We start from the raw sequence: 25,436 nt of genomic DNA on the forward strand, positions 1-25,436 counted from the left end.
GGGGCCATCGCGTCGTCCTCCTCGGCCGCGACCAACGCTAGAGGAGAGAGGCGCTGGCGTCCCTGGGAGACGCGAGCGACCGCGTCTCCTTCCACGCCGTCGACCTGTCCACCCACGACGGCGTACGAGACGCCGCCGCGCGAGTCCTGGCAGAACACGACCGCATCGACGCGATCCCGCACTCGACCGGAGTGATGGTCTTCAAGGACGTGCGCACGGCGGACGGACTGCACCCGTTCTTCGCGGTCAACTACCTCAGCCGCTACCGCCTCACGCAGCTGCTGCTGCCCGCATTGCGCAACGCCGAACGCGGCCAAGCGGGCGTCGGTCAGACAAGCCTCCAGAGGACCGCAGACCACACGGGCGTCACGCGGTCCCTGCGCGACGACTGGGCTCCGGCGATGTACTGGGGGAAGACCGGTAACTTCGACCAGCGCGCTCGTCCGTCCATCAAGGCCAGAAAGCCCTGGCGGGCGACATCCTTGCGGCTGTTCTTCTTCATGCCGGGTCCGAAGGCGGTGTCGTCCATACCGGCGCGGGCGAGTGATGGCCGGGTGTCCCGGCCAGGCCGCCTGTGCGAAGCGGCGTCCGCCCCAGCGCTTTGCGGCGGCGGTTGAATCCCCGCAAGGCGTCGTCGCCGACCGAGTAGCAGCGGTGGAAGTAAGTCCCCCCGGCGCCCACCCACGCGAACCACGACCCGGTGAACCATCCCGTTCAGAGCCCTGGCCAACTCTTGTACGCCTTGAGCATGAACAGCCAGATTTCGCTGACGGTGGGGAAGCAGGCGACGGCGTGCCGCAGTCGCTTGAGGGGGATCTCACCCGCGACGGCGACGGTCGCGGAGTGCAGCAGTTCGCTGACGCCGGGGCCGACGAAGGTCACCCCGAGGAGGACCTCACGGTCGAGGTCGACGACCATGCGGGCTTGGCCCTGGTAGCCGTCGGCGTACAGGTTCGCCCCCTGGACCTGGGCGAAGTCCACGTCCACCACGGAGACGCGGTGGCCGGCCCCGGTGGCCTGTTCGGCGGACAGGCCCACGGCAGCGGCCTCGGGGTCGGAGAAGAAGACCTGCGGCACGGCGTGCTGGTCGGCGGTGGTGGCGTGGTCGCCCCAGGGTCCGTTGTCGAGCGGCAGCCCCTTGGCGCGGGCGCCGATCGCGTCGCCCGCCGTCCGCGCCTGGTACTTGCCCTGGTGGGTGAGCAGGGCGCGGTGGTTGACGTCACCGAGGGCGTAGAGCCAGGTGCCCTCCATTCCTCGGACGAGACAGGTCTCGTCGACATCGAGCCACGATCCAGGGGTCAGGCCCACGGTCTCCAGGCCGATGTCGTCGGTGCGCGGCGCCCGACCGGTGGCGAACATGACCTCATCGGCCTCCATCCGGCTCCCGTCGTCGAGGCTCAATGTGACCGGGCCCGCCGGGTCTGGGCGGCTCAGTCCGGCCACCGAGACTCCGATGCGTACGTCCGCGCCTGCCTCTGTGAGCCCTTGCGTGACCACGTCGCCGACGAAGGGCTCCATCCGAGGCAGCAGCGGGCGGCGGGCCAGCAGAGTGACCTGGGCGCCGAGGCCCTGCCACAGGGTGGCCATTTCCACGCCCACTCCGCCGCCGCCGACGATGGCGAGCCGGCCGGGCACATGGCTGGAGTCGGTGCCCTCGCGGTTGGTCCAGGGGCGGGCTTCCTCGATGCCTGGTACGTCGGGCAGTACGGGGCGACTGCCGGTGGCGATGGCGACCGCGTGCCGGGCGTCGAGGGTGCGGCGCCCGCCGTCGGAGGAGGTGACGGTCACCCGGCGCGGTCCGTCGATCCGGCCCTGCCCGCGGAACAGGTCGGCGCCGATGGACTTGACCCAGTTGGCCTGCCCGGAATCGTCCCAGTCGGTGACGTAGTGATCGCGCCGGGCGAAGACCCTGGCCGTGTCGAGCCGTCCGGTGATCGCCTGGCGGACACCGTCGACCCGGCGCGCGTCCGAGACGGCGATGACCGGCCGCAGCAGTGCCTTACTGGGCACGCAGGCCCAGTACGAGCACTCCCCGCCGACCAGTTCACGCTCGACCACGGCGACGGTGAGCCCGGCCGCGCGGGCGTGGTCGGCGGCGTTCTGGCCGACCGGGCCGGCCCCGAGCACGATCACGTCGTAGGTGTCTTGCGCCGTGTCGCTGGCGGTGGCTTCTGGAGTGGTTTCTGGTGAAGTGTTCATGATTCCATCGTTCCTCGGGACGTGGCGATCCGCTCGGCTCACCGCCGACGGCGGGTGGCGGATCGCAAGCTGTTCCATGGGCGGTGACGGCTGCGGCCGATCGGAGGCCGGTCAAAAACCGGGGAAGGGCGTCCGCAGGTCGTCGAGGATGACCGTGCCGGTGGCGGTCAGGGGGTCCTGAGGGCGGTTGCGGCCATAGGCGAGCCGCAGTGCCGACTCCGCGGGGTCCGTCAGGAGGGCGGTGGGGTCGGTGGGAGGGGTCGGTGAGCTTCGCTTGGACGCGCTGCGGTGCGAGGCGGGTCAGGGCGTCGGCGTTGCGGAAGCGGGTGGCCACCAGGTCGATCCGCTCCCAGAGCAGCACCACGTCGGGTGCGGCGAGGACCGCCCGCCGGTCCGGTGCGACCATGACGTCCCCGGCGTGTACGGCCTGCACGTACAGCCGCTGGCCGGCGTACGACGCCAGATCGAGCAGGCCGGCGAAGTACGGGACGCGCAGGGACGTGCGCTGCCTGGGGTCGACCGAGTCCAGAAGCGCCAGCTGGCATTCGTCGGCCTCCCGTCGCCCGCGCCGTTCGACGGGGGACATCGCGTCCCACCACTCCCACACCGGCAGCAGCTCTTCGCGGACCGGGCCCCGTTCATCGCGCTTGAGGCCCCGTTCCACGAGGGCGGTGGAGATCTCCACGCCGCTGCTCAGGTGGGACAGCACCTGGCCGATGGTCCAGCCCTCGGCGAACGAGGCCTCGGTGAGCCGGTCGGCGACAGCGTGCCCCAGCCGCTGGGACGAATCGTGCAGTGCACCGATCCAGCGGTCGGCGGCGGTCACGCTCCGTCCCCCGCTTCCGTACGCGCGGTCGGCCGCGGTGCGGCCCTCGAGCGCCATGCCCAGTTGCGTGCCTTCGGCGATGCGGCGGCTGATCCGCTGTCGCGGGGTGACGGCCAGGCAGCGGGTGAGCAGTTGCGGCTTGGTGGCGAGCTGCTCCGCGAGTCCCTGGGCCCGGGGCAGCACCCGTTCCAGCGGCAGCACCTCGGCGACGGCGCCCCACCGTTCGGCCCCGACGGCATCCGTGTCAACAGCGTCGACAGCGTCAACCCGAGGGTGATTCGCACCCCTGCTGTCGGACCTCTCCTCTTGCATCACCGGTCAGACACTGTTGGTCGGCGGCGGGCAGAGCGTCAACTGAACCGGTCACAGCACTGTTTTCTCAGCTCGGGGACCGGAATCGAAGAGTCTGGTCCCCGCGGCCGGTCGCTGAGCGATTCCCACTTGGCTGTTCGGCGCAGCAGGGGCTCGTCGGGCCCGCGGTGTCGCGTCGGCAGAAGCACGACGCCTCGATGGGGACGTCCGCCAGTGCGGTGGCCAGGGTGAGTTGCTGGGCGATGATGCGGGCTTCCCCCGTCTTGCCGAGCCGTACGAGGCATTCGTGGAAGCCGTGGAGTGCCCAGACGTTTCCGGGATGTTGTGAGGACCTGGGCAGCGTGTCGTCGAGTCCGAGGTCGGCCCGGTAGACGGCCTCGGCCTCCTCGACTCGGCCCTGTTCGAGCAGGAGCGCCCCGTAGGCGTGACGGGTCGGCTGCATCCAGCCCCATGGTTCGTCATAGGGCAGGTGGTCGTCGAGTTCGATGGAGCGCCGCAGGGAGGCGAATGCGAGGTCGTACTCGCCCCTGCGGTACTCGAGTTCGCCGTCGAGCATGGCGGCGGCGATGGCCAGGATGTCCCGGCAGGTGTTGTTGAACAGCGTCCGCGTCTGGGGAACCCGTGCGACCGCGCGGCGGAACAGCTCGCGTTCGGCCTCGGCCTCGGCGGTCGCCCCGGTGGCGGAGTACGCCACTGCGCGCGCGTAGTGCAGCATCGCCGTGGTGACGCAGTACAACTGCGGGTCGGAGGGCATCGGCAGCGCGAGGATCTCCTCCCACCGGCCGAACCGGATCAGTACGTGCACCCGCATGGCGAGGAACCCCTCCAGCCAGTCGGCCATGGGCGGGCTCTCCACACGGAGCAGATCCTCGGGGATGGACGCCTCCAGCTGCGCGGCCGTCTCCAGCGCCGTCCTGGACCGGCCGAGGAACATCGCGCCGTAGATCTTGAAGTGATAGTCGTGCGAGCGGTACAGCGTGTAGAAGTTCATCGCGCCGGCCCGTCGCAGGTACTTCTCGTCGGCCTTGATCGCGGCACTGTTGGCCGACACGACCCGCCGGTAGTCCCCGCACAGCACGTCGAGGTGGGAGGGCATGTGCTGCAGGTGCCCCGCGTCCGGTACCAGTCCCGGCAGCCGGTCGGCGACGGTGAGGGCCTCCTCCGGCGTCGGCGACATCTCCATCAGATGGATGTACATGTGCAGGATGCCAGGGTGACCGGCGCCCGTCTCGGTCAGCAACGCGCGGTCGAGGACGGCCTTCGCCTCCAGCGTGCGCGCACCGGGGGCGGGCTCACCGGTGCGCAGGTTCCACAGCTGCCACGGGGTGAGGTTCATCAGCGCGTCCGCGTAGAGCGTGGCGACATCAGGGTCGTCGGGCGCGAGTTCGTACACGGCACGCATGGCCTCGGCGTACGGCTCGTTCCAGACAGAGCAGTCCTCGACGGCGCGCGAGGCGGGATAGCGCTCGCGCAGCGCCTCGATGAGTGCGCGCTCGATCGGCGTGGCCCTGCCGCACAGCGCGTGCGCCCGTTCGACGGCGGCGTGCGTCCGTTCCACCGTGTGCCGCAGATCGACGTCGTCGAAGAACTCCCAAGGTTTGTTGTAGTTGGGGCCCAGAGCGTATGCGACACCCCAGTACGCCATGGCGCAGTCGGGATCCGCGGCGGCCGCCGATTCGAAGCAGGTGACCGCCTCTTCGTGGTTGAACGCGTAACTCCACACCAGACCGCGGTCGAACCAGCACTGTGCCTCCGGCGCACGGGTCGACACGGGCCGGGTCAAAGTCCCGAGGTCGAAGTAGTCCATGAGGATCTCCTGACAGTCCTCTCGAGTCTATTTCCGCTGGAGATCCCGGAGATGGAACGGCCCGGGATACGCGCGGACTGTTCGGGATGAATCCCAGGTGAAGGGGTGGCGTACAACCGTTGGCGCCCCGTGCGGGTCTTGGTGGTTGCCGTGCGCGTGACAAGTGCGGCCCACTGCCCTCCATTCCTAGGGGTTTGCCATGTCCTCCCGAAGATTCCACGTGTCCGCCGTCGCTGTCGCCGCCGCCGTCATGGCCGTGACGGGGACGGCGACAGCGGTGTCCTACGCCGAAGACGCCCCCGCGGGCGCCCTCGCCGCCGATGCCGCGGCGTCCGTGCGTGCCGACTTCGACGGTGACGGATACACCGACGTCGCGATCGCCGCCCCTGGCGGCACTGTCAACGGCAAGGCGGGCGCCGGATACGTCGCTGTCGTCTACGGCATGGCCGAGGGCCCGAACGGTGTCAAGCGTCAGGTGATCAGCCAGGACCGTTACGGGATACCCGGCACGGCGGAGACGGGTGACCACTTCGGCGGCCCGCTCACGGCCGCCGACCTGGACGGTGACGGATTCACCGACCTGGTGGTCGGAGCCCCGGGCGAGGACATCGGCAGTGCGCGTGACGTCGGGCTGCAGACCGTCGTGTGGGGAGGGGTGGGCGGGCTCGCTACCGCCACCACGGTCGGCCACGGCCGGGCGGAGACCCGGGCCGGTGACTTCGACGGCGATGGACACCTGGACCTGGCGACGGCCTATCAGATGCGGTACGGGCCCTTCAGCCGAAGCGGTTCAGCGGCCCGCACCGGCCCCCTCGTCGACCTCGACGTCCGTGTCTACGCCATGGAAGCGGGCGATGTGGACGGCGACGGCACCACCGACCTGGTGGTCAGCAGTGGTCCGTGGGACTCGGACGACGGAGGGGCGATCGCGCCGCCCCGTCTGCGACTGCTGAAGGGGACTGAGAACGGTCTGGTGGCAGGGCCGTTCATCGCCTACCCCGACACCGCGTCCGCGGACAGCATCGCCCTCGGTGACATCGACGCCGACGGCCGGTCGGACGTCGTCTTCGGCCGCAGCACGGCGGCAGGGGGCGGGCTCGTGGGCGTGGTGCGCGGCACGGCGAACGGGTTCGCGGCGCGCGCCACGCTGATCGGCCAGAACACCCCCGGAGTCCCCGGGGCGGGGGAGAGCGGCGACCGCTTCGGCACCGACGTCTCCGTCGGCGACGTCACCGGCGACGGTTACGCCGACGTCGTCACCGGTGTCCCCGGCGAGGACCTCGCCGGCCGGACCGACGCCGGCACCTTCGCCGTCCTCAGGGGCGGCTCGACGGGTCTTTCCGGCACCAGGGTCCAGGTCTTCAGCCAGAACACGGCCGGGGTGCCCGGTACGGCCGAGAACGGTGACCGGTTCGGCAGCCGCACCGCCGTCGTCGGCGGGCACGTCGCCGTCTCGGCACCCGAGGAGAACAGCGGCTCGGGAGCCGTATGGGTCTTCCCCGGCACCGCATCCGGTGTCACCGCGACCAGGTCGGTGAGCTTCGGACCGCGCACCCTGGCCGCGCCCGTGTCCGGCGCGCACTTCGGTGCCGCCTTCCACCGCTGACGGCAGCTTCGCGGCGTACCGACGTCCGCGCGCCCGTTTCTGTCCCTGTCGGTGGAGACAGATCAGGCAGGCCAGGAGGTCGACGGACCGGGCAGGTCAGAAGGACTCGGAGTCGGGGATCACGTGCATCGCGGCCTCCTCGGCCGATGCGCCCGCCCCGTCGATGCCGACGTCGTAAGCAATCAGGTCCTTTTCGGTGTCCTCATGAGCGCCCTCGTCCGGCGCGATGAGGCGGCCCGCCCGCAGGTCTCCGACCTCGTCGTCGATGAGTTCCCCGTCGCCGTCCCAAAGGTCCCCGATACCGTCGCCGTCCTGGTCGGCGATATCGGGGACCTCCTCGGCAAGCCGCTCGTCCAGGCTCTCCCCTCGTTGCCGCTCCGCCGCCGTGACGCCGGTGTGCTCCACGCCCCAGGGCTTCTCCGGGGGTGAGTAGCCCTCGTCGAGAGCCTCGTCGATGCCGCGGTCGTCGAGGGTGTCCGAGACGTCCAGCAGTCCGGCGTCGTCCTGTACCTCCGACCTGTCCGGCTGGTAGACGTCATCACCCATCGCCTCGTAGGCCATGCGCGCTCCATTGTTGGGTGCTCTCTGCCAGGGATCTGACGGGAACACGGTTGTCCGGACCGGAGGAACTCTCCTGGGCGGAGTGGGAAACCCAGCCTAGGACCAGAGATCGAGGCAAGTCTGACTCTCCGCGCACGGGGTCTGTTCCCCCAACGCACCATGCCCAGAAGTCCCATCCGCCACTCCCGGCTGCTCGCCGACCGGGTGCCCTGCCGGCAGGACACCCGGGACGCCTCATATGGGATGACTCAGCACCAGGCCCGCGAAGCAGCCAACGCCCGGCAATTGCCGTGGCGCTGCGGCAGGTCGGCTTGGCAGGATGGGAGAGATGCCCGCTGAAATCCCCTTCCTCGATCCTTCCGCCTGCCCTTCCTTCGATCACCGCTCCGCCGCCCGCGACGCCCTGCGCGGCTTGGCGGTGGGTGACGCCTTCGGCGCCCAGTTCTTCGTACCGGACAATCTCCCCGGCCTGCGGGAGCGGCGATTGCCTGCCGGGCAGTGGCCGTGGACGGACGACACGGAGATGGCCTGCTCGGTCTTCGACGTGCTGCGTCGGCGCGGCAGCGTGGACCAGCATGAACTGGCGCACGGTTTCGCCCACAGGCACGACTTCGACCGAGGCTACGGTCCGGCGATGAACCGGCTGCTGCGCCTGGTACGCGAGGGCGGCAGGTGGCAGGAACTGGCCGCGGAACTGTTCGACGGCCAGGGGTCGTGGGGCAATGGGGCCGCGATGCGGGTGGCGCCTTTGGGCGCTTGGTTCGCCGTGGATCTGGCCGAGGCAGCCGCGCAGGCCGGGCGGTCGGCGCGGGTGACGCACACCCATCCGGAGGCGGTGGCCGGGGCGGTCGCCGTGGCGGTGGGAGCCGCGTGCGCCGCCCGCGGGCGCGTTCGGCCGGTGACCGGAGCCCAGTTGCTGGCGGCGGTGGAGGAGCTGACACCCCAGGGGCGGGTCCGTTCGGGGGTGGCCGAGGCGCGGGAGCTGCTGGGCCAGCCGCACGCCGAGTACGCGGCGCACCGGTTGGGCAACGGCCGGCGGGTGAGCGCGGCGGACACCGTGCCCTTCGCCCTGTGGTGCGCGGCCCGGCACCTGGAGGACTTCGCGGAGGCGTTGTGGGCGTGCGCGTCGGTGGGCGGGGACGTCGACACCACCTGCGCGATCGTCGGCGGAATCGTCGCCGCTCGGGTGGGCACGGCGGGGATACCTGCCGCGTGGCGGGCTGCGTCGGAGGCGCTACCGGAGTGGGTGCGCGAGGGCGAACCGGGCGAGGACCTCAGCCGCGCCGGGCTGGGTCGCGACGTGACACCGCTGCGCCGCCCCGAGCCGGTTCCGGTGCCGGAGCTGGTGTGGACTCCGGGGCAGTGGCAGCGTGTCCGGCACGGTGTGCGGGCGCTGAGCATGGACGAGAAGTGGGACGCGTACCTGGAGGGCGACCAGCTGACGCTGCATCGCAGTGGGACCGGTCGTGCCATCTTCCGGGTGACCGTGGCCGAGACCCCGGACGGCCGGCGGCCGGTCTCCGCGCTGGTCGAGTCGGACCCGGAGCTGTACCGCCGCGGCGGCGGCGAGACGGAGAGCGCCTTCCTCGAACTCTTCCTGCGTGCCTGGTACATGGACGACTCCCGGCCCGAACTGTGGAAGCGCTACCAGGAGCTGCGCCGCACCGAGGAGGCGGCGGCCAAGGCCGAGAAGACCATCTGAGCGGCGAGCGGGCGCAGTCCCGCCGCCGCTCGAGCACGCCGGGCCCCGTGACCGGCGCGGCAAACGATCCACAAGGGATTGTTGGCGAACCCTTGCCGCCCTCTTACTGATCATGTCCCTTCCGCCGCGTACGGTTCCCGTAGCGGGGTGTCCCGTCAAGGATCTTCGAACAAGGGGAACGGATGACACCCAGTCGCCGGGCGGTGCTGGCGGCCCTGGCGGGAGGGGCGCTCGCCGGCTGTGCGGGGCCCCAGAGCACGGTCGACCGCAGCGCTTCCGTCACCGGTTCCCCCTCCACAACCGCGGCGACCGCAAGCGGCACAAGCACCCCGGGCGCCAGCCCGTCGGCCACCGCGCCCACCGCGTCCCGCGCCGTCACCCGCGCGGACATCGTGGCCCGCTACGGGCACGCGGTGCCGCATACCTGGGGCTTCGACGCACCCGCCGTGGTCCACGCGCTGCCGACCGCCCGACGCGTGATCGCGCTGACCTTCGACGCCTGCGGCGGCCCGGGCGGCAGCGGCTACGACCGTGCGTTGATCGACTTCCTGCGTCGACGGGAGATACCGGCGACCTTGTTCATCAACTCCCGCTGGATCGACGCCAACCCCGCCATCTTCCGTCGGCTGGCCGCCGAGCCGCTGTTCGAGATCGCCAACCACGGCACCCGTCACCGCCCGCTTTCGGTCACCGGCCGCTCCGCCTACGGCATCCCCGGTACCCGCAGCGCCGCCGAGGTGTACGACGAGATCTCCGGCAACCAGACCAAGCTCACCCGGCTGCTGGGCACGCCGCCACGCTTCTTCCGCTCCGGCACCGCCTACTGCGACGACGTCGCGGCACGGATCGTCACCGCCCTGGGAGAGCGCTTCGTCAGCTTCTCGGTCAACGGCGACGGCGGCGCCACCTTCACCCCCGAACAGGTCCGTACGACGGTCGCCGCGGCCCCCGGCGGATCCATCGTCATCTGCCACATGAACCACCCCCACGGCGGCACTGCCCGAGGCATCACCGCCGCCGTCCCCCAACTGCTGGCCACCGGCCACAGCTTCACCCGCCTTTCCGACGCCCTCCACTGACGGCGCGTCCGGGCCGGGGCGGCCGCACACTTCGTCTCCGCCGTTGGTCAGGAAGGAGTGGCACCATGGCGCACATGTTGAACTACAACCTCGCCGTCCCCGATGTAGATGACGCCGGTGTCCTGTCCGCGCTGGTGGCTGAGGGCGACGAGCTCGACGTCCTGGTCAGGGCAGTGGACGACTGGTCCATACCGACACCGGCACCGGGCTGGACGGTCGCCCACCAGATAGCCCACCTCGCGTGGGCGGACGCGAACGCACTCAGCGCCTTACGCACTCCGGACGCGTTCGGCGCCGAGCTCAGGCGGGCGGAAGCCGAAGGCAGCGGGTACGCAGACAAGGCCGCCGCCGCGGGAGCGGCCAAACCGCGGTCGGTACTCCTGGACGAGTGGCGGGCCGGTCGAGCGGAACTGGCGGCGGCACTGCGCGACACGCCATGGGACCACGCCTTCCCCTGGTACATGTCGAAGGTGACCCCGGCCCTGATGGCGCCCCTTCGTCTGATGGAAACCTGGACACACGGGCAGGACGTCTTCGATGCTGTGGGCGTGGCGCACCGTCCGACGGATCGACTGCAGCACGTGGCGTCGCTGGGGGTGTTGGGACGGGCGCTGTCCTTCGCCGCCGTCGGACTGCCTGAGCCGGCGGACCCCTTCCGCGTCTAGCTGACAGCACCTGACGGACGGACCTGGGTGTGGGGCCCCGAGGCTGCCGCACAACGGGTACAGGGCGGCGCTATCGACTTCTGCCTGTGTGTCACCCGGCGTCGCCCCTGGTCCGAGACCAACATGACGGCGACCGGCGAGGACGCTCAGAAGTGGCTGGAGGTGGCGCGCGTCTTCCTCTGAAAGAAGGCGTGTCGGGGTGCCTGGTCATGCGAGACGCGTGATGGTTGCGATCTGCTCTCCAGGCACGGCGGCGGCCCCGGAATGATCATGTGGTGTGTGCCAGTGTGACAACTCCGAGGCCGTCAGCGGCCCGTGCTCGGCGTAATCAACTGCCACCCGACAGGCTCTCAGAGAGGCGAGAGCGGTGGCGGCCGTGTCGGGCCTGTCGAGGGCGAGGTTCACCCAGCCGACGTCGTAGTCCGACAGCGCGTCCCCGACCACGAGGAGCCGCTCTTCCGGCTGCCACAGCGCGAGGTGTCCGGGCGTGTGCCCGGGGGTGCGGACCACTTCCCGGTCGGCTTCACCGAGGCGCAGGACCTGACCGTCGTCGAGCGCCACGTCGACGGTGTAGGGGCCTACGGACTGGTCGAGATATTCCGCAGCGCAGCAGCCCGGGTCCCGGCGGGCGACGGCGTCCGCCTCAGGGGCACCGGCGGCGATGCCGGCGCCGCCCACCCGCAGGAGGGCGTTGCCACCGACGTGGTCGGAGTGCCAATGGGTGTTCACGACCAGGCCGACGTCACCGGCGCGGGCGCGGGCTGCCGTGTCCTCGGCGTGGCCGACGAAGCCGCTGTCGACCAGGGCCGCTTGGCGTCCGTGCAGCAGGACAGGATTGGCGTCGGGAAACGGCCTCTGCTGCCAGGTCACCCAGGATGGCAGCGGCTGCGGGCTCACCGCGCTGACCGCGATGCTGGCCGATCACTGCTCGCTCTACAACGGCGCGTTGCAGGAACGCCGCGACGCCTACCGGCACGTCTCGAAGACGAGTGTCACGTACGGACAGCAGTCCGCCCAGCTCAAGGAGATCCGGGCGTTCGACCCGGAACGTCAGGGCCGCTGGTCGTTCTCAAGCCAGCAGGCGACGCTTCGTCGTCTCGGCAAGGCGTTCGCGGCGTTCTTCTCTTCTTCCGCGGACATCACGGGGTCGGGCGGGTCCGTCAGCCGGCCAGGCGTTCCATCATCAGGAACCCACCGATGACGATCATCATGACACCGGAAACGCGGGTGACCGCGCGGGCCGCCGAAGGCCGGGTCTTCAGTACGGTGCGGGCCAGCACGCCGACGGCCAGGTAGACCACGGCGCAGGCGGACATGTGGAGGGCACCGAGCAGCCCGGTCTGCGCGGCGACCGGCCAGCCCGCCCCGGGGTCGATGAACTGTGGGAACAGCGAGAAGTACAGAAGCAGCGACTTCGGGTTCAGGCCGCTGATCCCGGCTCCCTTCAGCACGATCTGCCGGCGCGAGGAGGGCATGGCATCCGTGGACGCGCCCAGGACCGCCGGCCGCGACAGGACACCCCAGCCCAGCCACATCAGGTAGGCGGCCCCCGCCACGGTCAGCGCGGTGAGAACGGTGGCCGAGTTCGCCACGATCACCACCAGGCCGGCCACGGCGAGCACGGTGTATCCCGCGTATCCGGCTATCAGTCCGGCGACCGCCGGGACGACCGACCGGTCTCGAAGCCCCGCCGTGATCGCGTAGGCCCAGTCCGCGCCCGGGGTGAACACCAGCAGCAGATCCACCGCCAGGAATGCCGCCACCGTCGTCGTGTCCATCGATCGTTCCCTCTCGTGTTCCTTGCCTTGAGAGGGAGATTAGGCGTGATCTGTCCGAAAGTGTTTCTGTCTTTGCTCCATGATCGCGTCGAATGGGGGAGAATCTTTCTCATGGATGCCCTGGACCGGAAGATTCTTACCGAGCTGCAGATGGATGGCCGTCTGACGGTGACCGAGCTGGCCGCCCGCGTGAAGCTGAGCGTCTCGCCCTGTCACCGCCGCCTGCGTGACCTCGAACGGGTGGGCGCGATTCGTGGCTACCGCGCGGTCGTCGACCCCGCCGCGGTCGGCCTCGACTTCGAAGCCCTGGTCTTCGTCACCCTGGGCTGGGAGGACCGTGACACCGTCTCCGCGTTCGAGGAGGCCGTGGCCGCTGTCCCGCACGTGATCCAGGCCCAGCGCCTGTTCGGTGAGCCCGACTACCTGCTGCGCGTCGCCACCGCCGACCTGGCCGCCTTCCAGCAGCTGTACGATCAGCGGCTGGCCACCCTGCCGGGCATCCAGCGCCTGACCTCCACCCTGGTCATGAAGCACGTCGTCGACGACCGCCCACTGCCCGAGTAGGCCTTTTCTTCGTAAGCCACTTCTTCTCTTCGCAGTGTTCCGACAAGGCTTCAAGGCTTCGTTGTCCTGCGTTCTTGAGGCCTGTGTGTCGCTGGGCAAGGGCGCTGCGCAGGACTTCGTGATCGTGGTCCTCTTGGGGTGGCGCGTCCGCGATTTCTGGTCCAGAGCGCAGTCCAGCCAGGGGAGTTGGTTTGACTGTTCGCAGGCGCGTCGCCGGGCTGCCCCGTGGTCGCCCGGCCTCGGGAGGCCGCTGCCCCGACCGTGCTTCGAGGTCGGGCCCCACGCCGTCGGGCTGGCCGGCTCGCGCCTGCGACTGCGGGACGAGGTGGAGTGCGACGCACTGTGCCAGGCCGCTCCCGGCATCTACGCCGCCGGGGACGTCGACTCCTGGCACAACCCGCACTTCGGCACCCGCATGCGCCTGGAACAGCGCATGAACGCCACCGAACAGGCCATGGCCGCGGTCGCCAACCTGCTCGGCGACACCAAACCGTTCGCTCCCGTGCCCTACTTCCGGACGGACCAGTACGACACCAGGATCCAGACGTACGGCATCCTCCCACTCGACGCGGAGGTGCGGATCGTCCACGGCGATCCGGCCGACGGCGACTTCGCCGCCGCCTACGGCCACCACGGGAGGGTGGTCGGCGTACCCGGCTGGAACACCCCCCGTCAGATACGCACGCTGCGTCGCCTGGTCGTCGAACGCGTGTCGTGGACAGCCTTCACGGTCGTACCCGCGCTCCGCTCAGCAACCGTGAACTGACCCCCCGTCACATCACGGTGATGTCTGGCTAGCGGTGGGCGAGGCCGTCGATCATCAGGGCGAGGGTGAAGTCGAACCGGTCGTGGCCCGCGCCTGCGGTGAGCTCGGCCGCGTAGCGGGTGGTGTGCGGGAAGGCCTCGGCAGGCAGCGCGGTCAGTCGGCGCTGGAGCTCGTCGGTGTCGACAACCCAGTCCGCCTCGTTGTGGACCTTGCGCTGATTCAGGATGGAGATCTCCAGACAGTAGGCGGCCACGTACAACAAGAGGGCGTCGATGGCCCAGGCGGCGGTCTGCGGGGTGACGCCGCCGGCGATCAGGATCGCCAGCATGGCTTCGCTGACGCGCAGGGTCTCGAGGTCGGTGGGGGCCATGGCGAGCGCGGCGCGGGAGATTCCGGGGTATTTCAGATACTGGTCGCGCATCTGGGTGCACACCCCGCGGATCTGCTCCCGCCAGGCTGCGGGGTCGGGCTCGGGTGGTACGAGCTCGGCGCACAGCCGCGCGATGAGCAGTTCGTCGAGGTCGGCCTTGTTGACCACATGGGCGTAGAGCGAGGCGGGCCCGGTGTCGAGGGCGCCGGCCAGTCGGCGCATGGTCAGTGCCTCGTAGCCCTCTGTGGCGATGACGCCCAGCGCGGTGTCGATGACCTGCTGCACGGTGATCGGGGCCTTGCGGTGCCGCTGTCTGGGGGCGGCTTCGACCTCGGGATTCGGCAGTTGGTGGCGCGCCGCGCGTCGTTCTCTCGGGTTCACCCGACCACTATAACTTGACACGAACAGCGTTCGTATATAGAACACCGTTCGTGAATATCGATGTGAGCCAGGATGTGGACGTAACCGTGGTCGGGGCCGGGCCGGTGGGCCTCGTGCTCGCCGCCGAACTGGCGCTCTCCGGGGCGACGGTGCAGGTGCTCGAGCGACTGGCCGAGCCGTCCGAGGCGATGAAGGCGGGGTCGATCAACGTGCCGACGGCCGAGGCGCTCGACCGCCGCGGCCTGCTGCCTGCCGCCGAAAGCGTGCAGCGAGAGATGCTCGAGCGGGTGGGGTCGTTCGCTCGCATGACCCACGACCAGCGGCCCGGGGGTGGCGGGGGAGCGCACGAGTCGCGGTTCACCGGGCATTTCGCGGGGATGGTCCTCGATGCCGGCCTCGTGGACTGGTCCGATGCCGACCTCGCCGCGCACGTCGCGGTCGACGGAGCGAGGATGGTGCCGCAGCGTGAGCTGGAAGAGCTGCTGGCCGACCATGTCGCGCGGCTCGGCGTACCGGTGCGTCGCGGGGTGGAGGTCGCCGCGCTCGAAGACACCGGCGACGGCGTGCTCGTCGGCTCCACGGCCGGCACGCTGCGCACCGGGTGGCTGGTCGGGTGCGACGGCGGGCGCAGCACCGTACGCCGCCTCGCGGGCATCGACTTCCCCGGCACCGACCCCGAACTCACCGGACACCTGGCGGTCGCCGACATCGCCGACCCGGAGAAGCTCGCGAACGGATGGGTGTGGTCGACTCGGGGGGCGTACCGCTACGGGCCGCAACCCGGGCGGGTGGTCACCGTGGAGTTCGGCGCTCCCGCCGACCTCCATGCTCGGCTTCGCTCGCGCGGGGCGACCCCCATGGCGCCGGTCACCCTTGAGGAGTTGCAGGCCGGCCTGCGCCGGGTCTCGGGCACCGACGTGACGCTGACCGCGCTGCGCGGCGCCGCGACCCGCTGGACGGACAACGCCCGCCAGGCCGCGACCTACCGGTCGGGACGGGTGTTTCTGGCCGGCGACGCCGCGCACGTGCACTCGCCGTTCGGCGGTCAGGGGCTCAATCTGGGGGTCGGCGACGCGATGAACCTCGGTTGGAAGCTCGGTGCCGTGGTCGCCGGGTGGGCACCCGAAGGGCTGCTCGACACCTACGACGCCGAGCGCCGTCCGTTGGGCGCCTGGGTGCTGGACTGGACTCGGGCCCAGATCGGTGTGCTGCGCGGCGATGCCAAGTCGGCCGCGCTCCGGGAGGTTGTTGCCGATCTGCTGAGCACCCGGGACGGTGCGACCTACGCGGTCAAGAAGATCTCCGGCGTCACACAGCGCATCGACCTGCCCGGCGACCATCCGCTGGTCGGTCGCCATGTCCCCGACCTGTGGCTGACGGACGGTTCCCGTCTGTCCGACCACGGTCACGGCGGCGGGTTCCTGCTGCTCGACCGCACTCCGGACGGCACGCTCGCCCGCCTCGCCGCCGCCTGGGCCGGGCGAGTGAGCAGCGTGATTGACGACCACGCGACGCCGACCGGGGTGTTGGTACGCCCGGACGGGGTGGTCGCCTGGGCCTCCGACACCACCGACACCGCCGCCGTCACCGGCCTCGAAGCCGCCCTGCACGGATGGACCGGCGCGCCGTCGCCCTCACCCGAGCACGCGCCGATGGGCTGAACCCGGGCTGGACGGGGGTGGGTTACGGCGGTGTCGGGTCGGTCGGGTTCTGGTGTGTGGTGATCCCGGTGAGGATGAGGTCGAGACCGGCGAGGAACTCTGTTCGGTCGTCGTGGCCGCGTAGTTGGTCTGCGACGGTCCGGGTGAAGGGGTACTCGTCGGGGTCGAGCTCGGCCCAAGCGGTCGCGGTGGTGCTGAGGAACTCGGTCCGGGTGGTGTCCGCGGGCGTTGGCCGCGTTCTGTCCGCCGACTCCGAGGATGTAGTTCAGCAGGGCGGAGCCGACGTCGTCCCAGTGGAACCTGAGCAGCCGCGGCTCCTCGTACGCGGCGGCCAGGCGGACGGGCAGTGCGTCGAGCGGGTCGTCACCGGCCGGAGGCGTTTCGGCGACGTCCCAGTACGTCACCGCGTCGCGCGTGGGTGCCGTTTCCGCGGGGGTCACAAGGGTGATCAGGACGTCCTGTGCGTCGATGATCAGGTGGCACACCAGGTCTCGTACGAGCCAGCCGGTACAGCCGGTACAGCCGGACGGCCGGGTGAAATCCTCGTCCGGGAGCTCGGCCACCGCCGTGCGCGATGCTGTCCACGAGAGTGAGAAGAGATCCACACCGGCAAGGTGGTGCGGTGCCGGAATGGCGGACAAGCACATTTGGGCTACCCGTGAACGGCCCGGTCGTCGGCCCTCGCGGGGGCCGGCCGCGAGCAGATGGTGGGTGTACGGGTGCTCCGGCGAGGTCAGTACGACACCGTCGCCGACCGTCTGGCGCGGGTCGAGGGAGGCGTACGGGTTCTGGTAGACGAGCTGGATGTGGCCGCGTCGGATACCGGCTGCGCCCCGGTCGTGCCGGCTTGTGCCCCCGGCCTCGTGCCGACGCCTGCGCGGCGGTGGCTTGGCCGGGGAGCGGTGGCTCGTCGAAGCGGTGCTGTTGGCGTTGTCCGCCGGGGCACCACAGGGGGCGTGGGTCAGCCCAGTTCCGTGTCCAGCCACGCCAGGACCTCGGGGGTCACGGGGTCGGTGATGTCGGCGAACTCGTCGTGCTTCTTCAGGAACTTCGCGACGTAGGGGCACACGGGCACTATCCGCATGCCGACGTCGCGCACGTCGTTGAGCGCGTACTCGACCAACCGCGCGGCCAGGCCCTGCCCGGCGAAGGCGTCGTCGATTTCCGTGTGGAAGAAGACGCGCTGTTCACCGCGGTCGCGGTAGGCGGTGAGGCCGGCGCGCTTGCCGTCGACCAGGATTTCGTAGCGATGCCTGGCGTCGTTCCGCTCGACGGCCGGAGCGGCGGGAGACTCGGTCATGAGGTGCCTTTCGGATGCGGGTCGGCGACGCGGCGGGTTGCCGCGCGGCGAGATGGTGGCATGCGGAAGAACGGGAGCGGGAAGTCGGTCCCCCGGATATCCCTCGACGGCGCCGAAGCGATCGGAGGCGTTCGCCCAGTCCTCCCGGGCGCGGACGATGTCCTCGTGGCTACGGCCGATGAAGTTCCACCACATGACGATCTCCTCCTCGAACGGGGTTCCGCCGAGCAGTACGGCCCGAGCCGGGTCGTCCGACTCGTTCACCAACGTCAGAGCTGCGGTTCCGGCCTGGGCATAGCCCAGCTCCGCCGGACGCAGCAAGGTGTCGGCCATGCGGACGTCTCCGTGGTCGACGAGCAGCCCGTGCTCGAAGCCGGGGTCCACGGCGAAGGTGATCGTCGCGCGCGGGTCGAGGACGACCTCGGCGCCGAGCAGGGGTGTGAAGGTGCGCACCGGGGACTCCTGGCCGGCGAGGGAACCCAGGAAGACCCTGATCTCGGCCCCGTCGATCCGCAGGGGCTCGGGGACGTAGTGCTGGAAGTCCCGCTCGGTGTGCCGGTGTTCCTCGGGCAGCGCAACCCACAGCTGGACGCCGTGCAGGACCGTGGTACCGGGGGTGGACACCTCCGAGTGGCTGATGCCGTGCCCGCCCGTCATGAGGTTCAGCTCGCCGGGCCGTACGTACGCGTGGCTGCCGAGGCTGTCGCGGTGCTCGATCTCCCCGCTGAACAGCCAGCTCACCGTCTGCAGTCCGGTGTGCGGATGCGGGGCGACGTCCATGCCGCCCGTCTCGGCGATGTCGTCGGGACCGTAGTGGTCGGCGAAGCACCATGCTCCGATCAGGGTCCGCGCGCGCTGCGGCAGCGTGCGCCGCACGGTCATCGCGCGCGGTCCGCCCAGGGGCACGTCACGTGGGGAGAGGATTTCGACATCGCTCACCGGGGACCGCCTTCCGTCACCATGATAGTTTCAGATTCAACAATGATACTCGCAGCATAGTAGGACGGAGTCCGGGGTTGAGCATCCACGCGACAGGAACCGCGACGCAGCGGATCTTCATCGACAAGCAGAGCCCGAAGGCCTATCACACACTGGTCGAGACGTCGGGAGCGGTGCGCGCGACTGCCGCCGACGCCGGGCTCGACCGGACCGTGGTGGAGCTGATCAACCTCCGCGTGTCGCAGATCAACGGCTGCGCCTACTGCCTCAACGTGCACACCCGGGCCGCCCTGCGTGCGGGCGAGACGGCGCAGCGGCTCGGAGTACTGGCCGCCTGGCGGGACACCGAGCTGTTCACTTCCGCGGAACGCGCGGCCCTCGCGCTGGCGGAGGCGACGACCGAGCCGACCGACGCCGACGCGCAGGAAACCGCCTGGGCGGGAGCCCGTGACGTCCTCACCGACGACCAGATCTCCGCGGTGATTTGGGTAGCGATCACCATCAACGCGTTCAACCGGGTCTCGATCATGAGCAAGCACCCGGTGCGTACGGAGGGCTGATCCCGCAGGGGAGTCGGGGGCCGCCGCTCCGATGGCAACCAGGCGGCGTCGCTGTCGCCTTCTGTGTGGGCTCCGGGGCGGCGTCACCGGTCAGTCCGTCAGGTTGCCGTGCGGCAGCAGGTCGATGAGTTCCGCGGCGAGATCGCGTCGGCGCTCGGTGTCGGCGATGATGCGGATGCCGCCGAGCGTCATCAGTACGTCGTGGGCGCCTACTTGCGCGCGGGTGACCCGTGCCCCGCACCGGCGGCGAGGAGGTGGTCGATTGCCTCGGCGACGTCGGCGCGGGTCTGCGGCCGCTCGCCGTCGTCGGTCAGAACCACACGGAGTACGTCGGCCATGCCGTGCTGGGCCAGATCGATGTCGTCGCCGACCTCGACGAGCGTGTCATGGCCGGACGGGAGGGCTTCCGTGCCCCCTTCAGCCGCTGGCACCTGCGCAGCACCGTGTTCGCGAGCGTCTTCTGGGGCGTGCTCGTGCTTCCCTACGTCGCCATCGGCACGTTCTGGACGCGGGTCTTCGCCGCGCCGCACAGAGGGGACGGCGCCGTGGCGGCGCTGCTCGTCTGCTCCTTCACCGCCGTCGCCGGTGTCACGTGGACTACCTGGTGCTGGACCGCATCGGCCGTCGCAAGCTGGTGATCCCGCCGTTGTGGATCACCGCCGCGAGACTGGCCCTGGTCGCGGCGTGGTCCATCTCCACTTCTGTCATCGTGGGCGGTTGCCTCTACTTGATCTTCCTCAACGCCTCCAGCGCCCAGGAGCGTCGCCGAGACGTGTCGAAGCGCCCTGGTTCCGAGGGAGTGGAGGGCGCCCGCAGGCGAGAGCCTGCGAGGGCCCCTTCGTTCGCTTCGTCAGGCGTTGGGGTCGAACGGGATGCCGGACGGCCTCGATTGGGTGAGGGCGTACTGGAAGTCGCCGTCATCGATCTTGATCGTGGCGGATCCGAAGTCGGCGCTCATGAGCTTGTCGCGGTAACCGGCAGGGTAGCCGTTCCAACCGACGAGGCGCGGGTAGAACCAGCCGCCCGTGGCGTTCTCCGGAGGCTCGTCATTGGTGGTGGCGAAGCGGAAGTCGTGGGTCGAGATGCCGTCCTTGTGATAGACGATCTTCGGGTGGGTGCCGTCGAAGCGGATGGCCGACGCGGCTGCCACTTGGTAGCTGGAGTGCTGGGACACCGAGACGTACTGCACCTGGTTGTTGTTGATCCACACCACGACGTGTTCCCAGTCGTGCCTGTGGCCGATCGCCGCGGGCCCCAGAGTGGCCTGGTCCTTCTCGAAGTAGCTGGCGTACATCACGGCGCACCAGTCGTTGTTGCACTTCTCGCGCGAGTAGGTGTTGGAGTTGGCGAGTTGGGCGTAGTCGTGGCAGTGGCCGTTGACGTCGCCGCCGAGTGCCAGGCCGGGATTGAGGGTGCCGTCGGCTCCGATGGCGGCCGTGGCGTAGCAGCCGTCGCCGTCGTAGTCGTAGGCGGGGGAGAAGGTCTGCTCCAGGCCGTCGGCGTTCTGGGGCAGCAGGGTCAGGACGTTTGCGTGGGCACTCGCCGGGACCGCCACGACGAGCGTCATCGCGCCGAGTGTGCCGAGGAGGACCTTGGTGAGGGATCTCAACTTGCGCATGCTGACTCCTTGTTGAGCGGCGGGTGTCAACAGTAGAGGTTGCTGCCGGGGCTGACGCCGAGGATCGAGGTGAGCCGGTTGTAGGCGTGACGCGGCTCTGTACCTGGGCCGGGTTCTTGCCGTCGCACTCGAGGGAGCCGTTGATGGAGCGGATGGTCTGGCCGAAGCCGGCGCCATTGACCGTGGCGTTGTGCGGGGTCATGGTGCCGGGACCGGACTGGGTGTTCCAGTACCACAGGCCGGTCTTCCGGGCCGCGGCCGCGTCGTTCTACACCAGCCAGGGGTTGTCGAGCAGGTCGATGCTGAGCGCCTCGCCCGCGGCCTTGTAGTTGAAGTTCCAGCTGAGCTGGATCGGGCCGCGCCCGTAGGCGGCCTGGCCGGCCGGGCAGCCGTAGGACTGGCTCCAGTCGCAGTACGTGGGGTGCGACGACGTCCAGACACCTGCCCAACGCACGCAGCGTTCCGTCACCGGAGTTGGACCAGGTCTGGGCGTTGGTTCCATTGCAGTCGTAGAGCCATACGGCGGTGCCGTTGGTCGCTGTTGGCCCCCGCCACGTCGACGCACTTGCCGGCGAGCCCCGAGATCGAGCCGTCGGCGGCCTGGGCCGGCGCCACCGTTAACAGCGCGGTGAGGACCGCGGAGAGAACGGCGAAAACCGCGAACCGGCCGACGAGGCTGCGTCTGGTAGCGGACCGTGTGTGGTGGGAGAGGGACATGGCGGAGGACGCGCTCGGCACCCGCACCGGATCACGATTGCTGAGCACCGATGGCGTTTATGGAACGCCGAGTTCGAACAGGGCGTACCCCGCGTAGGAGCCGGAGGCGAGCGCGGCGATTCCGAGGACGGTGCACAGCACCGGCGTGCTGAGCCGCCGCATGGCGACGGCGCACGGGATGAACAGGGGGAAGGCCGGGAGAAGGTAGCGGGAGATGTTGCCGAAGATCTGCTGACTTCCCAGGACGAGCGCGATGGTCAGGAGGGTGTGGACGACGAGGACCGCCGGCGGGCGGAGCCGGAGCAGCAGAGGCAGGACGATCAGGGCCAGCAGGACCGTGCCTACGCCGATGAGATCTTCGAAGGGGTAGGCGAAGAGGTAGTCGAAGTGGCCCACCGGGAGGGACGTGAACACGTCGAGGGTGTGCTTGCCGTAGTCGAACGTGTGGGCCCAGGCGCCTTCCTGGAGCTTGAAGTACCCGCTGTAGTCGCCCATCCGGTATCCCACCCAGCCGAGGTAGCCGAACAGGCCGAGGGGGGCGATCGCCACGGCGACCAGCGGGCGCAGAAACGTGACCCGACGCCTCTTCCCGTCCGGGCCGGGCGCGCCCTCCCAGCGGCGGACCTCCCGCCGTTGCCGGTGTACGGCCAGCAGCGCCGCGACGGTGAGCGCCGCGATCAGCGCGGTGGCCGTCGGACGTGTGAGACCCGTGGCGCAGGTCAGGATGCCGGCGGTGATCCAGTGGTGGCGCATGACGGCGTAGCAGGCCCAGGCTGCGAGGGCGACGTAGAGGGACTCCGAGTAGCCCGACCACTCCATGCCGGATCCGGGCCACACGGCCCAGAGGCCGGCTGCGGCGAGCCCGGCCCGCCGTCCGCCGATCCGTGCGGTGACGGCGTGGATCGCCAGGGCGGCGACGAAAGAGGCGGCGACCGAGATCAGCAGGCCGGCCCCGAACAGACCCAGGCCGGTGCAGGAGGAGACCAGCCGCATCAGGGCGGGGTACAGCGGGAAGAACGCCGCGGAGTTGCCCTCGATGGTGATCAGGCCGCCCGCCCCGGGTACCGGGACGAGCGCGGGGTGGTAGCCGTGCGCGGCGATCTGCTGGTACCACCAGCCGTCCCAGCTGGCCAGGACGTCCCAGGCGTGGGCGCCGCCACCGAAGCGGGGGTCCTTCTTGCGGAAGTCCCCTGAGGAGTCCAGCAGGTACATGAAGACGCAGAAGCCGATGAGCTTCAGCGCACCGTACAGCGCGAGCACCGGACCGTGGTGCTCGGCCGCCCGGCACAGTCGCGCCCACCGCTGGCGGGCGGTCGAGGTGAGGGAGGTGAGGGAGGGGGACGGGACCGTGGGCACGCCGGTGTCGTACGGCGGTTCCGTGGCGGGCGAACGGCCTTCGGCGTGCAGCCTGTTGCCCTCGTACGACGGAGCGTTCGCGAGGCTCGGGTCATTCATCGGGGCTCGGCTCCTGTTCCGTTGCCGCGGGGGGCGGCGGTGAACACCCAGGCCCGCATGAGCAGGAAGCGCAGCAGTGTCGCGACCAGGTTGGCGATGACGAGCACCGCGACTTCCGTGGGCCGCGCGGGCTCCGGTGCCCAGCGGTGCAGCGCGGCGAGCGAGCCGCTGGTGAGCGCCAGCCCGAGGCCGAAGACCACCAGACCCTTGGCCTGCTGCTGCAGCGCTCCGCCCCGCCCGCGCTGCCCGAAGGTGAGCCGCCGGTTCGCGGCGGTGTTCGCGACGGCGCAGACGAGCAGCGCCCACGCGTTGGCGCTCTGGGGCCCCGTCATCGGGCGCAGGGCCGAGTAGAGGAGGACGTACCCGACCGTGCTCACCACGCCGACGGCGCCGAAGCGCAGCAACTGGGCGGCCAGTGGGCCGGGCGGATTACCTCCGGTGGCGCGCCGCAGCCCCGCCGTCGGGAGCGTGCCACGGGCGAGCGCCCTGCCGATCCTGACGATGCCGCGCAGGTCGGCCATGGCCGTCGAGACCAGATCGACGCGGCTGTCGGGGTCGTCCACCCAGTCGACGGGTACCTCGTGGATGCGTAGCCCGGCCCGCTCGGCGATCACCAGCAGTTCGGTGTCGAAGAACCACTCCGAGTCCTCCACCAGGGGTAGCAGCCGCTCGGCGACGTCGCGCCGGACCGCTTTGAAGCCGCACTGCGCGTCGGAGAAGCCGACGGCGAGGGTGGAACGCAGCAGGACGTTGTAGCAACGGGAGATGATCTCCCGTTTGGGACCGCGTATCACTCGGGAGCCACGGGCCAGACGGGTGCCGATGGCTATGTCGGAGTGGCCGGAGATCAGCGGGGCGACCAGCGGAAGCAGCGCGTTCAGTTCGGTGGACAGGTCCACGTCCAGGTAGGCCAGTACCGGGGCCCGCGAGCGCGACCAGGCGACGCGCAGGGCACGGCCGCGCCCCTTCTCGGCCAGCCGTATCCACTCGGCCTCCGGGAGTTCGGTCGCCAGCCGGGCCGCGATCCGCGGGGTGTCGTCGGTGCTGGCGTTGTCGGCGACGGTGATGCGGAACGGGTACGGGAAGGTCTCACGCAGATGCGCGTGCAGCCGCCGCACGCTCGGTTCCAGATCCGTCTCCTCGTTGAACACGGGGACGACCACGTCCAGTACGGGTTCCGGGTGGTCCGCCGGCAGCGGCAGGCGGAGCGGCAGTCGGTCCATGGGTAGTCCCGTCGAGAGGTTCATCGGGGCGGACCGTGCGGTCTTGGTCATGGATCATCCAGGTTTCTGTGCTGTCGCAGGGCATACCGAAGGCGCTCACGGCGGAGCTGCGACCAGGGAGTACGGCCGGGGCGGAGCAGGGATGTGGGAGTACGGCCGGTGCGGAGCGGGGATAAGGGGCGGTGCGGAAATTCAGTGGGTGAGCGGCCGGGACGGCCGGCCGTGCGCTCGGCGGCTACCCGACGCCGGTCGCGCTGACGGACGACGAGGGCTCGCCTGTCGTCGTCGACGGGGACGACGACATGATGCTTCCGCTCGGCGTGGCCGTGATGGTGGCTGGTGGACCGACAGTCGCGGTCCCGGACGGACCGGTGCCGACCGAGCTCGAACTCCCCACCGCACTCTCCGTCGTGATCGGTGCCGTGGGCGTGGTGGGGGCCGACTCGGTAGAGCTGCTGCTGGGGGGCGGGGTCGGAGACAGCGTGCTGGTCGGGGAGGAGGAGCCGGTCGAGGGCCGCGGCGCGGGAGCCTGGGGCTGGTCGCGGTCCGTCGCGTGGGGCAGCAGGACCAGGCCTACGCCGAGCCCGGCGGCCACCAGTACGGAGCCCACGGCCTTCTGCGCCGCGCGGACCCGACGACGGACGAGGACTCCCGTCCTGAGCCGGTCCTGCTGTGCGGGCTCAAAAGGGGTGTACTCCTGGGCGTCGCGCATCATCCGCGCCAACTCCCGTTCGAAGTGATCCATGCTTCCTTTCACCCCACCGGCTCGATGACATCGGCCAGGATCTGACGCAGTCGCGCCACACCGCGTGACGCATGGGACCGGGCGGTGCCCAGCGGGCATCCCAGCACCTCCGCGACCTGTTTCTCGGGCAGGTCCTGGTAGTAACGCAGCACCACGGCGGCCCGCTGCCGGGGTGGCAGCTGAGCGAGGGCCGCTTCCAGCCGCGTCCGCTCCACCACGGCGGCGGACTCGTCCCCGGTCTGCGCCAGGTCGGGCAGCTGCTCCACGGGCCGCTCGCCCCACCACCGCCGGCGGGCGGAACGGGCGGCCGCGCGGGCCAGGACCTTGCGTACGTACGCCTCGGGCGCCTCGTCCGCGACCTTCGGCCAGACGAACCAGAGCTTGACCAGGGCTTCCTGGAGCAGGTCCTCGGCACGGTGCCGGTCACCTCCGCAGAGCAGCCGGGCGAGGTGGAACAACGCCGACCAACGGGCCACAACGAACCCGTCGAAACTCTCGGCCTGAGCCTGTTCCATCCGCACCGTCCCCGCACTTGCCAGCTTCGTACACCTGGGGAAAGACGTTGGTGAGCACCTCGCTATGCACTTCCGGCGCGTGATGTG

The 25,436-nt window shown here is 70.3% G+C and carries 23 protein-coding genes and 4 pseudogenes; 12 read left to right on the forward strand and 15 right to left on the reverse strand.

The genetic code is table 11. The features are described from left to right. The first annotated feature begins 53 nt into the window (after positions 1–53). Positions 54–617, forward strand: coding sequence for an SDR family NAD(P)-dependent oxidoreductase (locus tag ACIRA5_RS34485; protein ID WP_403697773.1), 564 nt, complete (start codon positions 54–56; stop codon positions 615–617). A gap of 97 nt (positions 618–714) precedes the next feature. Here the strand turns inward: ACIRA5_RS34485 and ACIRA5_RS34490 are convergent, their stop codons facing one another. The 3 genes from ACIRA5_RS34490 to ACIRA5_RS34500 form a co-directional block, all read right to left on the reverse strand. Next, positions 715–2,133 carry a dihydrolipoyl dehydrogenase family protein gene (locus ACIRA5_RS34490; protein WP_403697775.1) on the reverse strand — a complete coding sequence of 473 codons (1,419 nt, stop codon included), beginning with the start codon at positions 2,131–2,133 and terminating at the stop codon, positions 715–717. Then, positions 2,045–3,226, reverse strand: a complete 1,182-nt coding sequence (locus ACIRA5_RS34495) for a hypothetical protein (RefSeq protein WP_403697673.1) — start codon at positions 3,224–3,226, stop codon at positions 2,045–2,047. The genes ACIRA5_RS34490 and ACIRA5_RS34495 overlap by 89 nt, the downstream gene beginning before the upstream one ends. A 178-nt stretch (positions 3,227–3,404) precedes the next feature. Beyond that, entirely contained in the window at positions 3,405–5,144 is a 1,740-nt protein-coding gene (locus ACIRA5_RS34500) for a hypothetical protein (RefSeq protein ID WP_403697675.1), read from the reverse strand. A gap of 199 nt (positions 5,145–5,343) precedes the next feature. Between ACIRA5_RS34500 and ACIRA5_RS34505 the strand changes: the two genes are divergently transcribed. Beyond that, the gene (locus ACIRA5_RS34505) at positions 5,344–6,750 is read left to right on the forward strand and encodes a VCBS repeat-containing protein (protein WP_403697676.1); all 1,407 of its coding nucleotides are present in this window, start codon (positions 5,344–5,346) and stop codon (positions 6,748–6,750) included. 96 nt (positions 6,751–6,846) lie between these two features. Here the strand turns inward: ACIRA5_RS34505 and ACIRA5_RS34510 are convergent, their stop codons facing one another. Next, the gene (locus tag ACIRA5_RS34510) at positions 6,847–7,311 is read right to left on the reverse strand and encodes a DUF5709 domain-containing protein (RefSeq protein WP_403697678.1); all 465 of its coding nucleotides are present in this window, start codon (positions 7,309–7,311) and stop codon (positions 6,847–6,849) included. Positions 7,312–7,639: 328 nt separating this feature from the next. Here ACIRA5_RS34510 and ACIRA5_RS34515 point away from each other — a divergent pair. The 4 genes and pseudogenes from ACIRA5_RS34515 to ACIRA5_RS34530 all read left to right on the forward strand — a co-directional run. Then, positions 7,640–8,560 (forward strand): annotated as a pseudogene (locus ACIRA5_RS34515) (ADP-ribosylglycohydrolase family protein); the annotation flags it as partial. Between the two features lie 635 nt (positions 8,561–9,195). Next, positions 9,196–10,092, forward strand: coding sequence for a polysaccharide deacetylase family protein (locus ACIRA5_RS34520; RefSeq protein WP_403697680.1), 897 nt, complete (start codon positions 9,196–9,198; stop codon positions 10,090–10,092). 65 nt (positions 10,093–10,157) lie between these two features. After that, complete coding sequence (locus tag ACIRA5_RS34525) at positions 10,158–10,757, forward strand: maleylpyruvate isomerase N-terminal domain-containing protein (protein WP_403697682.1); 600 nt, start codon at positions 10,158–10,160, stop codon at positions 10,755–10,757. After that, entirely contained in the window at positions 10,758–10,940 is a 183-nt protein-coding gene (locus ACIRA5_RS34530) for a hypothetical protein (protein ID WP_403697777.1), read from the forward strand. Between the two features lie 24 nt (positions 10,941–10,964). Here the strand turns inward: ACIRA5_RS34530 and ACIRA5_RS34535 are convergent, their stop codons facing one another. Continuing rightward, positions 10,965–11,654 (reverse strand): MBL fold metallo-hydrolase, encoded by a 690-nt coding sequence (locus ACIRA5_RS34535; protein WP_403697684.1) that lies wholly within the window; start codon positions 11,652–11,654, stop codon positions 10,965–10,967. A gap of 4 nt (positions 11,655–11,658) precedes the next feature. On the opposite strand from ACIRA5_RS34535, the pseudogene ACIRA5_RS34540 reads away from it, so the two are divergent. After that, positions 11,659–11,880: pseudogene (locus tag ACIRA5_RS34540) on the forward strand (RNA-guided endonuclease TnpB family protein); the annotation flags it as partial. Between the two features lie 37 nt (positions 11,881–11,917). Here ACIRA5_RS34540 and ACIRA5_RS34545 read toward each other — a convergent pair. Beyond that, on the reverse strand, positions 11,918–12,535 hold the full coding sequence (locus ACIRA5_RS34545; RefSeq protein ID WP_403697686.1) for a LysE family translocator: 618 nt from the start codon (positions 12,533–12,535) through the stop codon (positions 11,918–11,920). A 111-nt stretch (positions 12,536–12,646) separates the two neighbouring features. Here ACIRA5_RS34545 and ACIRA5_RS34550 point away from each other — a divergent pair, with 111 nt between their 5' ends. Then, the gene (locus ACIRA5_RS34550; protein WP_403697688.1) at positions 12,647–13,099 is read left to right on the forward strand and encodes an Lrp/AsnC family transcriptional regulator; all 453 of its coding nucleotides are present in this window, start codon (positions 12,647–12,649) and stop codon (positions 13,097–13,099) included. A gap of 325 nt (positions 13,100–13,424) precedes the next feature. Further along, positions 13,425–13,865 (forward strand): oxidoreductase C-terminal domain-containing protein, encoded by a 441-nt coding sequence (locus ACIRA5_RS34555; RefSeq protein WP_403697690.1) that lies wholly within the window; start codon positions 13,425–13,427, stop codon positions 13,863–13,865. 28 nt (positions 13,866–13,893) lie between these two features. Here ACIRA5_RS34555 and ACIRA5_RS34560 read toward each other — a convergent pair whose 3' ends face one another. Then, positions 13,894–14,616, reverse strand: a complete 723-nt coding sequence (locus tag ACIRA5_RS34560) for a TetR/AcrR family transcriptional regulator (RefSeq protein ID WP_403697692.1) — start codon at positions 14,614–14,616, stop codon at positions 13,894–13,896. A gap of 56 nt (positions 14,617–14,672) precedes the next feature. Between ACIRA5_RS34560 and ACIRA5_RS34565 the strand changes: the two genes are divergently transcribed. Beyond that, positions 14,673–16,277, forward strand: coding sequence for an FAD-dependent monooxygenase (locus ACIRA5_RS34565; RefSeq protein WP_403697778.1), 1,605 nt, complete (start codon positions 14,673–14,675; stop codon positions 16,275–16,277). Between the two features lie 22 nt (positions 16,278–16,299). Here ACIRA5_RS34565 and ACIRA5_RS34570 read toward each other — a convergent pair. Both ACIRA5_RS34570 and ACIRA5_RS34575 read right to left on the reverse strand, forming a co-directional pair. Continuing rightward, positions 16,300–16,882, reverse strand: a pseudogene (locus ACIRA5_RS34570) (maleylpyruvate isomerase N-terminal domain-containing protein). Between the two features lie 356 nt (positions 16,883–17,238). Next, positions 17,239–18,516, reverse strand: coding sequence for a bifunctional pirin family protein/GNAT family N-acetyltransferase (locus tag ACIRA5_RS34575; RefSeq protein WP_403697694.1), 1,278 nt, complete (start codon positions 18,514–18,516; stop codon positions 17,239–17,241). A gap of 77 nt (positions 18,517–18,593) precedes the next feature. On the opposite strand from ACIRA5_RS34575, the gene ACIRA5_RS34580 reads away from it, so the two are divergent. Together ACIRA5_RS34580 and ACIRA5_RS34585 are read left to right on the forward strand one after the other, a co-directional pair. Continuing rightward, positions 18,594–19,076: a carboxymuconolactone decarboxylase family protein gene (locus tag ACIRA5_RS34580; RefSeq protein ID WP_403697696.1), complete on the forward strand. Its 483-nt coding sequence runs from the start codon at positions 18,594–18,596 to the stop codon at positions 19,074–19,076. Positions 19,077–19,306: 230 nt separating this feature from the next. After that, positions 19,307–19,714, forward strand: a complete 408-nt coding sequence (locus ACIRA5_RS34585; protein ID WP_403697697.1) for a hypothetical protein — start codon at positions 19,307–19,309, stop codon at positions 19,712–19,714. 212 nt (positions 19,715–19,926) lie between these two features. On the opposite strand, the gene ACIRA5_RS34590 is transcribed toward ACIRA5_RS34585, so the two are convergent. The 6 genes and pseudogenes from ACIRA5_RS34590 to ACIRA5_RS34615 all read right to left on the reverse strand — a co-directional run bounded on the left by ACIRA5_RS34590 (position 19,927) and on the right by ACIRA5_RS34615 (position 25,349). Next, complete coding sequence (locus ACIRA5_RS34590; protein WP_403697699.1) at positions 19,927–20,694, reverse strand: NPP1 family protein; 768 nt, start codon at positions 20,692–20,694, stop codon at positions 19,927–19,929. 26 nt (positions 20,695–20,720) lie between these two features. After that, a pseudogene (locus tag ACIRA5_RS34595) lies at positions 20,721–21,127 on the reverse strand (chitinase); the annotation flags it as partial. 341 nt (positions 21,128–21,468) lie between these two features. Continuing rightward, the gene (locus ACIRA5_RS34600) at positions 21,469–22,866 is read right to left on the reverse strand and encodes a hypothetical protein (RefSeq protein WP_403697701.1); all 1,398 of its coding nucleotides are present in this window, start codon (positions 22,864–22,866) and stop codon (positions 21,469–21,471) included. Then, the gene (locus ACIRA5_RS34605) at positions 22,863–24,089 is read right to left on the reverse strand and encodes a glycosyltransferase (RefSeq protein ID WP_403697780.1); all 1,227 of its coding nucleotides are present in this window, start codon (positions 24,087–24,089) and stop codon (positions 22,863–22,865) included. The genes ACIRA5_RS34600 and ACIRA5_RS34605 overlap by 4 nt, the downstream gene beginning before the upstream one ends. A 235-nt stretch (positions 24,090–24,324) precedes the next feature. Continuing rightward, positions 24,325–24,834, reverse strand: a complete 510-nt coding sequence (locus ACIRA5_RS34610; protein ID WP_403697703.1) for a hypothetical protein — start codon at positions 24,832–24,834, stop codon at positions 24,325–24,327. A gap of 8 nt (positions 24,835–24,842) precedes the next feature. Beyond that, positions 24,843–25,349, reverse strand: coding sequence for a SigE family RNA polymerase sigma factor (locus ACIRA5_RS34615; RefSeq protein WP_403697704.1), 507 nt, complete (start codon positions 25,347–25,349; stop codon positions 24,843–24,845). Positions 25,350–25,436 lie beyond the last annotated feature (87 nt).

It is taken from the genome of Streptomyces sp. NPDC096311 (assembly GCF_044763085.1).
In the GTDB taxonomy this organism is placed as follows: domain Bacteria; phylum Actinomycetota; class Actinomycetes; order Streptomycetales; family Streptomycetaceae; genus Streptomyces.